Consider the following 14,143-nt stretch of genomic DNA (forward strand, 5'->3'; position numbering starts at 1 on the left):
CTCAGCTTAAGCGAAACGCTTGAAGATGATCGTGCCGTTGGTGCCGCCGAAGCCAAAGGAATTCGACATCGCGATATTGACCTCACGCTTCTTCGCAGTGTGCGGCGTGTAGTCGAGATCGAAGCCTTCGCTAGGATTGTCGAGATTGATCGTTGGCGGAATCACCTGATCGCGAATCGCGAGCACGGAGAACACTGCCTCGATACCACCCGCAGCACCCAGCAAATGTCCGGTCATCGACTTGGTCGAGCTGATCGAAACTTTGTAAGCGCTCTCGCCGAGTGCGTTTTTGATCGCCTGGCTTTCAGCACCATCGCCCGCTGGCGTTGAGGTGCCATGAGCGTTGATGTAGTCGATCTGCTCTGGCTTGATGCCCGCATCGCGCATTGCATTGATCATGCAACGACGTGCGCCATCGCCATTTTCAGCAGGCAACGTGATGTGGAATGCGTCGCCTGACATGCCGAAGCCAATCAGCTCAGCATAGATACGCGCGCCGCGCTTCTGCGCGTGTTCGAGATCTTCAAGCACGAGTACGCCAGCGCCGTCACCGAGTACAAAACCGTCACGGTCTTTATCCCAAGGACGTGAAGCGCGTTGAGGATCATCGTTACGCGTTGACAGTGCACGGGCCTGACAGAAGCCTGCCATGCCTGCAGGGCTTGAGCCCGCTTCTGCACCGCCTGCGATAAAGACATCAGCATCGCCTGACTGAATCAGACGTGCGCCAATGCCGATGGAATGAGTTGCCGTAGTGCAAGCACTGACGGTTGCGATATTCGGGCCGGTGATCCCCAGATCAATGGAGATGTAACCCGAAATCATATTGATGATGCTAGCTGGCACAAAGAACGGCGAAACTTTGCGCGGCCCACCTGCGTGGAGCGCTTTGCATTCGTTTTCTATGGTGCCAATGCCACCGATGCCAGAACCAACGCAAATGCCAATGCGTTCACGGTTCTCTTCGGTGACTTCCAGTCCGGAATCTTTCACTGCCTGTTTGGCAGCAGCGACACCGTACTGAATAAAGGGATCGGTACGTTTGATCTCCTTCGGACCCATCCACTCCTCAGCACGGAAGCCAGCCACCAATCCTGCAAACTTGGTGGAATATGCTGATACATCGTAGTAGTCGATGGGAACGATACCGGACTTGCCGGCCACCACGTTGGCCCACGCTGTATCCAGCGTGGAACCAACGGGCGACACGATTCCCATGCCGGTGACGACAACGCGCCTGCGGCTCATGCGATTTCCTGTTTAGAGGAGGGAGGGAGCGATAGAGACAATTACGCCTGGTTGCTGGCGTGGGTCTTGATGTAGTTCAGCACGTCCTGGAACGTAACAATCTTTTCAGCTTCTTCGTCCGGGATGTCGATTTCAAATTCTTCTTCAAGTGCCATAACCAGTTCGACGGTGTCGAGGGAGTCGGCTCCGAGGTCTTCCACGAATGAGGCGGTCAGCGTGATCTGATCCTCGCTCACGGAAAGCTGTTCGGCGATGATCTTCTTAACCTTCTCTTCCAAGCTGCTCATGCGTTACTCCTGACAATAATTTAGTTTGTACAACCGGTGCATTTTAAGTGAATTGCTTCACAGATACAGCTAATGGCCGTCACCTTTCGGTAAAAACCATTTAAATCATATGCATACCACCGTTGACGTGTAGCGTCTCACCGGTGATATAGCCCGCTTGGCGCCCTGCCAAGAAAGCGACTGCAGCCGCAATATCCTCAGGCTGACCGAGTCTTTGCACTGCAATTTGATTAACCAGCGCCTTGCGAGTTTCCTCGCCCAGCTCCTTGGTCATATCCGTTTCAATAAAGCCTGGCGCCACGACATTGACCGTGATGTTGCGTGAACCAATCTCTTTCGCCAATGCCTTGGAGAATCCTACAAGACCCGCCTTGGCCGCGCAGTAGTTCACCTGTCCTGCATTGCCCATGGCGCCTACGACGGAACCAATGCTGATGATGCGGCCGTGGCGCGCTTTCATCATGCCACGCAACACCGCACGAGAGAGACGAAACACTGGAGTGAGATCGGTATCGATCACATCTGCCCATTCTTCGTCTTTCATGCGCATCAATAAATTGTCGCGCGTCACACCGGCGTTGTTGACCAGAATCGCGACCGGACCAATCTCACCGATTAATGCGTCGATCGATGCCGGATCACGCACATCGAGTACGCGGCCACTACCACCAAATTCCTGCAGCGCCGCGGTGATTGCAGCAGCACCCGCTTCGCTCGTTGCGGTGCCAATCACCATAGCGCCGTCTTGTGCCAATCGCATTGCGATTGCTCTGCCGATTCCACGGCTGGCCCCAGTCACCAGGGCCAAATCACCTTGCACGCTCATTTGAACTCCATTTGGCCACCCGCCCTAAACAGTTTATTTCTGGCCTGTGTTCTATTTTATATTATATGGATAATATATTAACTTAATAATAACAATATTAGCAGGCCGGATGGCGCTCTGCACAACTGTATATTGAACTAGCCCGCTTTAACAGTCTCAACTGCGGCAGCCATGCTCGCAGCATCTTCCAGCGCGCCACTCTTGGCCTCAGCCGAAATGCGCTTGCCCAAGCCACACAATACTTTTCCAGGACCGCACTCAAAAAACTGCGACAGGCCCTGCGACTGCAAATTCTGAATCGTGCGCGTCCACAAAACCGGACGATAAAGCTGTTCCTTTAATGCCTGACGAATCGAATCAGCATCGGTGCGCGCTTCCGCATCCAGATTGTGTAACACCGGGATGACAGGACTGTGAATCTGCGCCTGCGCAAGACGCGCGGCCAATTTTTCAGCGGCGTCTTTCATCAAAGAGCAATGTGAAGGCACCGACACTGGCAGCTTCATGACCATGCGTGCGCCCAAGGACTTGCCGTTGGCAGCCAGCCATTCCAACGCTGCAGTTTGACCCGCAACAACCACCTGGCCGGGCGCGTTGTAGTTCACTGGCTCAAGCACTTCAGAGCCAGGATAAGCCTTACAAATTTCCTGAACTTTATCGTCATCAAGACCAATCACCGCGACCATGCCACCCGTGCCTTGTGGCACAGCAGCCTGCATTAATTGCCCACGCAATTCGACAATCTTTAATGCGTCAGCAAAGTCGAGCGCGCCAGCGGCAACCAGTGCGCTGTACTCACCGAGGCTGTGGCCCGCGAGTGCACTTGGCGCAGGCAAACCCTGCTTTTGCCAAACACGCCACACCGCAATACTGGCGGCCAGCAAAGCTGGCTGCGTGCGCTCGGTGCGATTCAATTCTTCTGCGGGACCTTGAGTCACCAAGCCCTGCACATCCCAACCCAACACCTGCGACGCCTCAGCAAAAGTGGCGGCGATTTCAGGAGCATCATGACCCGAGAGCATGCCCACAGCTTGTGAGCCCTGACCCGGAAATAACATTGCGTATTTCATTTTTGTTAATCGTTCCTTTATTTCAACGAAATAATTTCAGTTCGCTTATAGACGCGAAACATTATCCCGTATGCGAATGCGGTTAGTGTGCCAAACAGATGCGATTCCAGCACTACATGCCCGCCCAATGCGCTTTCGTCTGATACCGGCGCGCCAGAAAATAACTCCCAGGCCAACTTGCCGATCAGATACAACAAACAACCTAGCGCAATTAAATCTTTTTTTAGAATTTGCGGCACTAAACCCAGCAGGAATAGTCCATGAATCACACCCGACATCCCAACATAAGAATTGAGACTCGGCACAAAAAAGTACAGTCCCAAGCTCATTCCCAAGGACAAAATCAGTAGCCGTCGGATCCACACTGCAAAGGACAAAGGTTGCGGGCAAAGCAGCACCAGCACAGCCAGCCCCATTTCATTCAAAAACAGATGCCACCAGCCCAAATGCACAAAGCTGCCGGTGATCAGACGCCACCACTGCCCCGCTTCGATCAGGCCACGGTCATAACTCAACCATTCCCGTCCACTCTCGCCAAGCAGCTGTGTAAAGAACAGCAGCGCCATCAACGTTAATGGCGCCAGCCATGTTTTCACAGAGCGATAAGGGGCTTCTGCTATGATGTTCTGAGATGTTTCCACGCTCGTAAAAATCCTCGAAAACGCCCATGAAAAATGTTTTTAACCGAACCGCACAGCGCGGTTTCACCCTCATCGAAATTATGGTGGTGGTGGTCATCCTCGGCATTCTGGCCGCCGTTGTTGTGCCTCGCATTATGGATAATCCGGGCAAAGCACGCGTTGCAAAAGCCAAGCAAGATATTCGTCAGCTTGAATCCGCGATGGAACTCTACAAGCTCGACAACTTCAACTACCCCAATACGCAGCAAGGTTTAGAAGCACTCGTCACCAGACCTTCTGGCGACCCGCAGCCAAAGAACTACAAGCAAGGCGGCTACATCAAATCACTGCCGAAAGATCCATGGGGCAATCCTTATCAGTATCTGAGCCCGGGCGTTAAAGGCGAAATCGATATCTTCACGCTCGGCGCTGACAATCAGCCCGGCGGTGAAACCGAAGCCGCTGACGTCGGCAATTGGAATCTTGATCAGTAAGTTGATGACACGCTCTCGCGCTTAGATATTTTTAGACAAGACGTGAGCCCCAATCGCTCATTGCAAACCACCACAGCACGAACAGCAGGTTTTACGCTGATCGAGCTGCTGGTGGTGATTGTCATCATCGGCATTCTCGCGACATTTGCGACGCTCTCCATTGGCAATCGCGCTTTGGATGATCGACTTGAGGTGGAATCAAAACGCCTTGAGCAAACGCTGAAGCTCGCATTGGAAGAAGCTGAAACCAAAGGCATCGATATTGGCTTTAGCTACACACAAGAGCATTACCAATTTCTGGCGCTTGATAAGAGCGGCATATGGACACCGTACGTTGCATCAGGCCCATTGCGTCCCCGCGAAATACCCGCGCCGTTTTATTTTGAGCTGCGGATTGAAGATCGCCCTGTGATGCCAGCGTCCGCTTCTCTGGATAGCAAAGATAAAAAAGTAGAGCCGCAAATTTTGTTGCTATCCAGCGGCGAAGTCACCGCTTTTTCGGTAGATATCAAAGCCGAAAACTACGACCCGTATTACCACATACAAGCCGATACGCTCGGAAAGTTTCAACGCGAGCGTAGAGACTAAAGCCATGAAATCCTCTCGCGGCTTTACTTTGCTTGAAGTGCTTGTCGCTGTTGCGATTCTCGCAACGACACTCGCTGCGCTTATTTCCGGCATGGCGCGTCACGCCGACAATGCTGGCTACATTCGCCAAAAAACGATTGCGCTGTGGGTTGCACACAATCAACTCAGCGAAATGAAGATGGCAGCAACCTGGCCCGACACTGGCACCAGCGATGGCAAAGTGGATATGGCAGGCATCGCGTGGAAATGGATTGCCGACGTAAAGACCACGCCCGACGATCACTTGCGTCGCATCGACATCAGCGTGCAACGCGAAGGCAATGACGCAACGCTCGCAACGTTGTCCGGCTTCATCGGAAAGCCGTGATGCGCGCACGCGGATTTACATTGTTGGAATTGATAGTCGTCATCGCGATCTTCGGATTGATGTCGGTGATGGCGTATGGCGGTCTCAGTTCCGTGTTGAAAACGCGTGTCCACGTTGAGAAATCTCTAGAACGCACGGGCGAATATCAAAAAGCGTTCATGCGTATGCGTAATGATTTTCAGCAGGTGCACTACCGCCCGGTGCGCGATGGCTTTGGAACAACGCAGCCCGCTTTTATTGGTGATACCTATTCGCACGTCACGTTCACGCGTGGCGGCTGGCGCAATCCCTTGTCGCAACCGCGTGCGAGTCTAGAGCGCGTGGTGTACTACCTTGATACCGACAAGAAAGCATTAATGCGCAGCACCTTCCGCGCACTTGATCAATCACAAGACTCCAAGCCAGTTGAAGTTGAGCTGCTGGAAAACGTCACTGAACTCAGCTGGCGCTATCTCGACAAATCACGTGAATGGCAGGCGAGTTGGCCACCCGCATCCGCAAACTCTTCAACATCGAGTTCCACAGGCGTCACCCCTGCGCCACCGCTCGCGGTAGAGATCACGCTGCGCACAGATGACATGGGTGAGCTGCGCTTCTTATTTAATCTCGGACTTGATCAGAGACCTGCGAGCTTTCAGGCTGGCTTGAACCCCGGCGGTGGCGGTGGCACTGGTACTGGCGACGGTGGCGGCAAAAAAGATGACGAAGACACCAATCCGCCGGTGACTGATTAATCCTCATGCGCACTCAATCACCAAATTCTAGCTTTAAGCCACGGCAACAAACCGGCATTGCACTCATCACCGCTTTGCTCGTGGTGGCTTTGGCCAGCATCGCTGCTGCCGCAATTTTGTCTTCGGCCAGCATCGCGATTCATCGCTCTGGCAGCCTGCAAGATTCAGAAAAAGCCTGGTGGTATGCCGACGGCGTGGAGGCCTGGGTCAAAACCATTATCGACCGCAGCGTTAAACCCAATTCGGCAGTTTCTCTCGCAGATGAATGGGCCAAGCCCGTCGACTATCTGCCGATTGATGAAGGCGTGATTCGCGGCGGCATTGAAGATCTGCAAGGCCGACTCAACCTGAACAATTTTGGCCAGACCTATAACGGCCCTGCTTACAACGCCAATGTTCTGATTCTAGAACGACTGCTGCTCCTGCTCGAAGCGGACCCGGCACAGGCCAAAGTGATTGCCGCCGCGATTCACGACTGGATTGATAAGGACACCCAGCCCAGCGGTTTTGATGGTGCAGAAGACGCCGATTACCTCTCGCAGGACCTGCCCTATCGCACTTCCGGCCAGCCGCTAGAAAGCGTCAGCGAAGTGCTGGCGATCAAGGGCATGACCAAAGATATCTTCTACAAGCTGACGCATTGCACCCAAACCAAGACCGGCTTCCAGAGCTGCATCACTGCTCTACCTACAATACCCACGACGATTAACGTTAATACCGCCCCTGAACCGATCCTGCGCTCGCTAATCAAACAACCCTCATCGCCAGCGCTGGATTCCTTCATAGCATCGCGAACCTCCAAGCCCTACACCAATGACGGCGATGCTTTCCAAGCCGCACCGAAAGGCTTCATTGCCGCCGCCGATGGCGTTACGGCCGATATGGTCAGCGTCAAAAGCAACTATTTCCTAATGCATACAGAAACTTTCATAGGCAGCGGCCGTGTCGCCCTGTATAGTTTCTTCTATCGTCCGGCATCGGGCGCCACCATCGTGCTGGGTCGCAGCACGGACATCGAATAACAGTTAGTCAATTGCGCGAAACACTCTACATTCGACTGCACTCGGCAGCCCCCGAAGCGGTTACCGCGTTCTGCATTGCCAAGCCCGATGCTGTGGTGTCGTTTGCTGTTAATCACGCGCCGCTCAGTGACATCCTGCCGCAGGCCGCTGGTCGCAAGGTGGTTGTGCTGGTATCCAGCAGCGATGTGCGATTGACCAGCGTCACCGTTCCCGCACGCCAAGCCGCCAAAGTTCTGCAAGCTGCGCCTTACGCGCTTGAAGATCAGTTGGCTGAAGACGTCGACACCCTGCACTTCGCGCTCGGCCCTCGCCAGCTCAATGGCAGCTATCCGGTCGCCGTGATTGCAAAAGCTAAAATTGAAGAATGGCTGACGCCTTTTCGCGCCGCCGGTTTAATGCCTGATGTGTTGGTGCCAGAAACGCTGTGCCTGCCTGAGGCCGAAACCGATCGCTGGAGCGCACTGGCAGAACCCGGCCACATCACCGTGCGCTCAGCCGGCTTTAACGGCTTTGGCTGCGTTGCTGAAGATCTGCCTTTGTTTCTTGAAATGGCAGATCCTGAAAAACAGGCGCAACTTCGCATCCTGATTTCACGCAGCTTCCAAGGCGATTTCACGCAGCTCGGCTGGCCTGTTGAATTGTTTCCGGGCTTTGCAGAACCAATGGAAGCCTTGCTGCAAAATTACCGTCCCGATCACAGCATCAATCTTCTGCAAGGCGCGTATTCGCCACGCGAAGATTTCAAGCGTATATGGCAGCCATGGCGTATCGCGGCGATTCTCGCTGCAATCTGGATTGCACTAACCGGTCTGAATCACGGCGTGCAGGCTTTCAAACTCAAGCGTCAGTTGAATGCACAGAATCAAGAAAACGTTCAGCGCTTCCAGCAGCTGTTCCCAACTGAAACTCGCATCGTTGATCTATCGGCTCAAGCCGAACAACAGTTCACGCGACTCAAAGGTGGCGGTGCAAGCGGCACCTTGCTGCCTTTGATTGGAACACTGTCGAGCGCACTCACAGCAACGCCCGGACTGTTGCTGCAATCATTGCAGTACCGCGATGGCGCATTGTTCGTCGCGCTCACGGGCACTGACTTGCAACAACTCGAAACGCTCCGTGCGTGGTTCACGCAACACCACGGCACCACGCTCGAAGTGCAATCTGCCAACGCGGGTAGCGATGGCGTACAAATTCGTATCAAGTTGACGCCCGCATGAACGCCGTCATGACACAGTTGCAAGATTGGTTCCGCACGCTTGCACCACGCGAGCGTTTGCTGGTTAGCGTTGGCGGCGTTGTCATTGCGATCACGATTCTTTATCTGGGCATCTGGGAACCTCTCAGCAAAGCGCACGATAAACGCGAAACTGATCTCGCCGCATCGCAGGCACTCGCGCAGCGCTTAGAAGTCATTGCTTCCACCGTACAGAAAGCACAAGCCAATGGTGGCGGCCCCGTTATCAATAACGGCGCATCGCTGTTGTCGACTGTTGACCAAGCCAGCAAGTCCGGCACCTTGGGTAAACCCTTGTCGCGCATTCAGCCGGAAGGCGATAGCGAAGTGAAAGTCTGGGTGGATGCCGTCAACTTTGAAGCCCTCGTGCGCTGGATCAGCGAACTCGAAAGTCGTAACGGCATCAGCATCAAAACTGCAGACGTTGAGAAGAGCACTTTGCCCGGCACCGTCAACGCACGATTGTCTTTGGTGCGTCCATGAAGCGGCATTGGTACATCACGATTGCGATTGTAGTTTTTATCGCAAGTCTGATCGCACAAGCACCAGCAGCGACGCTCTACGCTTGGTTTAAACCTAAAGCGCCATCGCCGGTTGAATTGATTGGCCTTCAAGGCACGATCAAGCAAGGCCGCGCGTCGGGCATCAACGTTAACAACAATCCTGCCTTAAACAATTTGAACTGGACGCTACAGCCTTGGCGCTTGTTGCTGGGCCAATTGGCATTTCATCTGGAAAGCCGCAGCGACACCGCAATCGACAGCCACGTCGCACTCTCCGCATTCGGCGCGACTCGCATTAGCGATACGCAGGGTTTGATGAGCATCAAGTCTCTGCTTTCTGCAATCGGCCAACCTTTTCTGCCGCTCGATGGTCAAGCCAGTCTGCAAATTAAAACCTTGCGCCTGAAAAACAATCAGATCAAATCAGCCGATGGCCGCATCGAAATTCGCAGCCTCGCATGGACACTCGCACAAGAGCCCATCGTGCTCGGCGACTTTGCAGCTACCGTCACCACTGAGAATGACGTTGTTTTGGTCAAGCTTGAGCCGCAATCAGGCCCACTAGAATTGACCGGCAGCGCCAAGCTCTTACCGGATCAGACTTACGAAGCGCAGTTTCAACTTCGTCCGAAGCCTGATGCACCGCCTATGCTGATCAACATGCTTAGCTCCATCGGCCCTGCCGATGTGCAGGGTTGGCATCACATCCGCAAACAAGGCAAGTTGCAATGACGTGGTCGGCACATGTTGTCGTTGCCTGCGTCGTTGAACATGACGGAAAGTTTTTGATCGTAGAAGAAGATGTCGCTGGTGCGCGTTGCTTCAACCAACCTGCAGGTCATTGGGAAGCAGGCGAAACACTGATCGAAGCCGCACGTCGTGAAGCGCTTGAAGAAACCGGTTGGGATGTTGAACCCACAGATTTCCTCGGCATTTACGAATTCAAACCAGCAGAGCTGGAATACACCTTTCTGCGTATCGCCTTCGTTGCCAAGGCGATCAAACATCATCCAGAGCGCGCCTTGGACGACGGCATTGCGGCAGCACATTGGCTGACACGCGATGAAGTCTTAGCACGCAACAATCAGCACCGCGGCCCAGCCGTGATGCGTTGCATAGACGATTACCTGAGCGGTCAACGTTATCCGCTGAGCCTGATCGCGCATCTCAAAGATCTGCGATGAACGCGCCGCATGTCGTCGTGGGCATGTCCGGCGGCGTTGATTCTTCAGTCTCGGCTTGGCTCCTCAAACAGCAGGGCTATCGCGTCTCCGGCTTGTTCATGGTCAATTGGACCGAAGACGAAGAAGGCTATTGCACTTCTGCCGATGATTTTCAGGATGCTCGTGCTGTCTGCGATGAACTTGGAATTCCATTGCACAAAGCCGACTTCTCCAAGGAATATCGCGAGCGTGTATTCAGTCAGTTTCTTGCTGACTACGCCGCAGGCAAAACACCCAATCCTGATGTGCTGTGCAATCGCGAAGTGAAGTTTCAACCTTTCCGCGAGCATGCACTACGTTTGGGTGCGGACTTTATTGCGACAGGACACTACGCAAAGATCGAACACGGCGCTGATGGCGCGCGTTTGTTACAAGCAGTCGACGGCAATAAAGATCAAACCTATTTTCTTGCTGCCGTAAATCGCAGCCAGTTTGATCGCGTGCTGTTTCCGATTGGCGGATACACCAAGCCAGAAGTTCGTGATTTCGCAAAAGCTGCGGGCCTGCCGAATCATCGCAAGAAAGATTCCACCGGCATCTGCTTTATTGGCGAGCGTGAGTTCCGCGAGTTTCTGCAAAATTATTTAAAGCCGCATCCGGGACCGATTCTTGATGATCAAGGTCAACGCATCGGCGAACATCAAGGCTTGATGTATTACACACTGGGCCAAAGAAAAGGCTTGAACATTGGCGGCGTGCGCGGCGCTATTGAAGCGCCGTGGTATGTGATCGCCAAAGAAACTGATCGCAATACATTGTTGGTTTCACAAGACGCCAATCACGCGCGCCTGATGAGCCAAACAGTGATCACTGAACCGTTTCAGTGGATTCGCAAACCCAATCCATTGCCTGCAAATTTGCATGCGCGTATTCGCCATCGCCAAGCGCTACAGGCATGCAGCGCAATTACGCGAGATGATGGCCGCGTTGAAGTTCACTTTGCGCAAGCACAACGCGCCGCAACGGCGGGACAATACTTGGTGCTCTATGACGGTGCAGAGTGTTTGGGCGGCGGCGAGATCGAAAGCGCTAATTAAGTTTGCTTAACCTACCCGTTTAGCTAGGCAAGCCTACCCAACAACGGCGTAAACCTTTTAACAAAACTCCGTCTTAATGACCCTTAATGAGGTCATTTCCAGTATAATTTTAGGTGCTTAATTTACGCACTCAGAATCTTCAGGCGCGTGGTTTTCTAGCGCACTTTGCTGAACTGCACTGCCTAGCCATACTCACGGAGTACAAGCCATGACGGACAGCTTCAAGGCCAAGACCAGTCTCACGGTTGGTTCCAAGACCTACACCTATTTCGCTCTCAAGGCACTGGAGCCGAAGTATTCGCTCTCCCGTCTTCCCTACTCCATCAAGGTTCTGCTCGAAAATCTTCTGCGTCACGAAGATGGCGTGAACACCACCAAAGATGATGTCGAAACACTGGCTGGCGCTGATTTCAAAAAGCTGCCGCAGAAAGACATCAATTTCACACCTGCTCGCGTCATCCTGCAGGACTTCACCGGCGTCCCTTGCGTCGTTGATCTTGCAGCCATGCGCGATGCGATCAAGACACTCGGCGGCGACGCTGCCAAAGTAAATCCACTGTGTCCTGTAGAACTCGTCATCGATCACTCCGTGATGATCGATCACTACGGTTCTAAAGATGCGCTCGATCTCAACGCTAAAGTTGAATTCCAGCGCAATGAAGAACGCTATACGTTCTTGCGCTGGGGCCAAGAAGCGCTGAAGAATTTCAAAGCGGTTCCGCCTGATACCGGCATCGTCCATCAGGTCAACATCGAATATCTCGCACGCGTTGTTTTCGAAAACGATAGCGGCATGCTGTATCCCGACAGCTGCTTCGGCACTGACAGCCACACCACGATGGTGAATGGCATCGGCGTATTGGGTTGGGGCGTCGGCGGTATCGAAGCTGAAGCGGCGATGCTCGGCCAACCTTCGTCAATGCTGATTCCAGAAGTGATTGGCGTGAAGGTCAGCGGCAAGTTGGCTGAAGGTGCAACCGCAACCGACCTCGTACTCACTGTCACCGAAATGCTGCGCAAACGCGGCGTGGTTGAGAAGTTTGTCGAATTCTTCGGCCCTGGCCTTGCGAATCTTTCAGCATCAGATCGCAACACCATCGCCAACATGGGCCCGGAATATGGCGCCACTTGCGGCATCTTCCCGATCGATAGCGAAACGCTGAACTATCTGCGCCTCACGGGTCGCTCGGAACAGCAGATCGCTGTGGTCGAGGCTTATGCCAAGGCACAGGGCATGTGGTGGACGCCGGATGCACCGGAAGCGGAATACACCGACGTGATGACGCTGGATCTGGGCAGCATCAAGCCCTCGCTTGCTGGCCCTAAGCGCCCACAAGATCGCGTGCTGCTCACCGATGTGAAGGCCAATTATCGCAAGGCATTTGAAGGCGAACAAAAACTTCGTCCATCGAAAGGCCCTGCCACGGTTACGGACAAGGGCAATACGTTTGAACTGAAAGATGGCGCGGTGATGATTGCTGCGATCACCTCTTGCACCAACACTTCTAATCCAAGCGTGCTGATCGGCGCTGGTTTGCTTGCACGCAAGGCTCGCGCACTCGGCCTTAAGAGCAAACCTTGGGTGAAGACTTCGCTGGCACCTGGCTCGCTCGCTGTGACCGAGTACTTGCAGAAGGCTGGCCTGATTGAAGATCTAGAATCGCTGGGCTTCTATGTCACCGCCTATGGTTGCACCACTTGCATCGGCAACTCCGGCCCACTCAACGAGCCTCTGGGCAAAGCCATCAGCGACAACACCTTGAGCGTATCGGCTGTGCTGTCGGGCAACCGCAACTTCGAAGGCCGCGTGCATCAGGATGTGCGCATGAACTACCTCGCTTCGCCTCCGCTGGTTGTGGCGTACGCGATTGCGGGTTCGACCGATGTGGATCTGACCACTGAACCGCTCGGTAAGAGCAGCGACGGCAAAGATGTTTTCCTTAAGGACATCTGGCCGACCAATTCTGAAATTCAGGAACTCGTCGCCAAGGCGGTCACCGCTGAAGGCTTCAAGAAAAGCTACGCCGATGTGCTGAAGGGCGATGCTCGCTGGCAGTCGATCAAGATCAGCAAATCGGAAACCTATCCTTGGGATAGCAAGTCGACTTACATCGCTAACCCGCCTTACTTCGTTGGCATGACGATGACGCCTCCAGGCATTCAGCCGATCAAGGGTGCGCGTGCGCTGGCGGTGTTGGGCGACTCGATCACGACCGACCACATCTCTCCAGCTGGCGATATCAAGAAGGACGGCCCTGCAGGCAAGTTCCTTGAAGAGCATGGCGTAAATAAAGTCGACTTCAACAGCTTCGGCTCACGTCGCGGCAATCACGAGATCATGATGCGCGGCACGTTTGCCAATACGCGCATTAAGAACACGATGACTCCGGGCGTTGAAGGCGGCGTGTCGCGTCACTTCAATGGTGTCGCCGGTCCGGTTGAGCCGATCTATGACGTTGCGATGAAGTACCAGAAGGAAGGTATTCCATTGGTCGTTCTCGCGGGCAAGGAATACGGCACTGGTTCTTCGCGTGACTGGGCGGCCAAAGGCACCATTCTGCTCGGTGTGAAAGCCGTGATCAGCGAAAGCTTTGAGCGAATTCACCGCGCCAACCTCGTCGGCATGGGCGTTCTACCGTTAAACTTCGTCGACGGTCAGTCCGCTGTTTCGCTCGGCTTGGATGGCAGTGAAGTGTTTGACTTTGACGGCCTCAACAACGGCGCTACCGAAGTCAGCGTGACCGCGAAGAAGCCCGACGGTAAGTCGATCTCCTTCAAAGCCAAAGTTCGCATCAACACGCCGATGGAATGGCAGTACTACAACCACGGTGGCGTTCTGCAATACATGTTGCGCCAAATGGCCAAAGCCTAATTGGCATTGTTCATGCTG

Annotated in this window: 16 protein-coding genes; 11 read left to right on the plus strand and 5 right to left on the minus strand. The window is 53.9% G+C overall.

Annotation, left to right across the window (positions count from 1 at the left end; translation table 11 throughout):
* Positions 1 to 6: 6 nt before the first annotated feature.
* From fabF to rrtA, 5 genes are all read right to left on the minus strand, one after another.
* Positions 7 to 1,248: a beta-ketoacyl-ACP synthase II gene (fabF, locus tag CJD38_RS04345; protein WP_107939109.1), complete on the minus strand. Its 1,242-nt coding sequence runs from the start codon at positions 1,246 to 1,248 to the stop codon at positions 7 to 9.
* 41 nt (positions 1,249 to 1,289) lie between these two features.
* Positions 1,290 to 1,535, minus strand: coding sequence for an acyl carrier protein (gene acpP, locus CJD38_RS04350; RefSeq protein ID WP_107939110.1), 246 nt, complete (start codon positions 1,533 to 1,535; stop codon positions 1,290 to 1,292).
* A 100-nt stretch (positions 1,536 to 1,635) separates the two neighbouring features.
* Entirely contained in the window at positions 1,636 to 2,361 is a 726-nt protein-coding gene (gene fabG, locus CJD38_RS04355) for a 3-oxoacyl-ACP reductase FabG (protein WP_107939111.1), read from the minus strand.
* Positions 2,362 to 2,498: 137 nt separating this feature from the next.
* Complete coding sequence (fabD, locus tag CJD38_RS04360; RefSeq protein ID WP_107939112.1) at positions 2,499 to 3,431, minus strand: ACP S-malonyltransferase; 933 nt, start codon at positions 3,429 to 3,431, stop codon at positions 2,499 to 2,501.
* Between the two features lie 17 nt (positions 3,432 to 3,448).
* The gene (gene rrtA, locus CJD38_RS04365) at positions 3,449 to 4,072 is read right to left on the minus strand and encodes a rhombosortase (RefSeq protein WP_240783526.1); all 624 of its coding nucleotides are present in this window, start codon (positions 4,070 to 4,072) and stop codon (positions 3,449 to 3,451) included.
* A gap of 26 nt (positions 4,073 to 4,098) precedes the next feature.
* Between rrtA and gspG the strand changes: the two genes are divergently transcribed.
* The 11 genes from gspG (at position 4,099) to acnA (ending at position 14,125) form a co-directional block, all read left to right on the plus strand.
* Positions 4,099 to 4,545, plus strand: coding sequence for a type II secretion system major pseudopilin GspG (gene gspG, locus CJD38_RS04370; RefSeq protein ID WP_107939114.1), 447 nt, complete (start codon positions 4,099 to 4,101; stop codon positions 4,543 to 4,545).
* 42 nt (positions 4,546 to 4,587) lie between these two features.
* Positions 4,588 to 5,133, plus strand: a complete 546-nt coding sequence (gene gspH / locus CJD38_RS04375) for a type II secretion system minor pseudopilin GspH (RefSeq protein WP_161554163.1) — start codon at positions 4,588 to 4,590, stop codon at positions 5,131 to 5,133.
* 4 nt (positions 5,134 to 5,137) lie between these two features.
* Positions 5,138 to 5,500: a type II secretion system minor pseudopilin GspI gene (gene gspI / locus CJD38_RS04380; RefSeq protein ID WP_107939116.1), complete on the plus strand. Its 363-nt coding sequence runs from the start codon at positions 5,138 to 5,140 to the stop codon at positions 5,498 to 5,500.
* Complete coding sequence (gspJ, locus tag CJD38_RS04385) at positions 5,500 to 6,234, plus strand: type II secretion system minor pseudopilin GspJ (RefSeq protein ID WP_107939117.1); 735 nt, start codon at positions 5,500 to 5,502, stop codon at positions 6,232 to 6,234. Before gspI ends, gspJ begins: the two co-directional genes overlap by 1 nt.
* A gap of 5 nt (positions 6,235 to 6,239) precedes the next feature.
* The gene (gene gspK, locus CJD38_RS04390; protein ID WP_107939118.1) at positions 6,240 to 7,256 is read left to right on the plus strand and encodes a type II secretion system minor pseudopilin GspK; all 1,017 of its coding nucleotides are present in this window, start codon (positions 6,240 to 6,242) and stop codon (positions 7,254 to 7,256) included.
* 11 nt (positions 7,257 to 7,267) lie between these two features.
* Positions 7,268 to 8,473 carry a type II secretion system protein GspL gene (gene gspL / locus CJD38_RS04395; protein ID WP_161554164.1) on the plus strand — a complete coding sequence of 402 codons (1,206 nt, stop codon included), beginning with the start codon at positions 7,268 to 7,270 and terminating at the stop codon, positions 8,471 to 8,473.
* Between the two features lie 8 nt (positions 8,474 to 8,481).
* Entirely contained in the window at positions 8,482 to 8,973 is a 492-nt protein-coding gene (locus CJD38_RS04400) for a type II secretion system protein M (RefSeq protein ID WP_161554165.1), read from the plus strand.
* A complete protein-coding gene (locus CJD38_RS04405) occupies positions 8,970 to 9,725 on the plus strand; it encodes a type II secretion system protein N (protein WP_107939121.1) in 756 nt (251 codons plus the stop codon). Before CJD38_RS04400 ends, CJD38_RS04405 begins: the two co-directional genes overlap by 4 nt.
* The gene (locus CJD38_RS04410; RefSeq protein WP_107939122.1) at positions 9,722 to 10,177 is read left to right on the plus strand and encodes an NUDIX hydrolase; all 456 of its coding nucleotides are present in this window, start codon (positions 9,722 to 9,724) and stop codon (positions 10,175 to 10,177) included. Before CJD38_RS04405 ends, CJD38_RS04410 begins: the two co-directional genes overlap by 4 nt.
* Positions 10,174 to 11,253, plus strand: a complete 1,080-nt coding sequence (mnmA, locus tag CJD38_RS04415; protein WP_107939123.1) for a tRNA 2-thiouridine(34) synthase MnmA — start codon at positions 10,174 to 10,176, stop codon at positions 11,251 to 11,253. The genes CJD38_RS04410 and mnmA overlap by 4 nt, the downstream gene beginning before the upstream one ends.
* A gap of 208 nt (positions 11,254 to 11,461) precedes the next feature.
* On the plus strand, positions 11,462 to 14,125 hold the full coding sequence (gene acnA / locus CJD38_RS04420) for an aconitate hydratase AcnA (protein ID WP_107939124.1): 2,664 nt from the start codon (positions 11,462 to 11,464) through the stop codon (positions 14,123 to 14,125).
* Positions 14,126 to 14,143 lie beyond the last annotated feature (18 nt).

The sequence above is a fragment of the Stenotrophobium rhamnosiphilum genome (assembly GCF_003052265.1).
In the GTDB taxonomy this organism is placed as follows: domain Bacteria; phylum Pseudomonadota; class Gammaproteobacteria; order Nevskiales; family Nevskiaceae; genus Stenotrophobium; species Stenotrophobium rhamnosiphilum.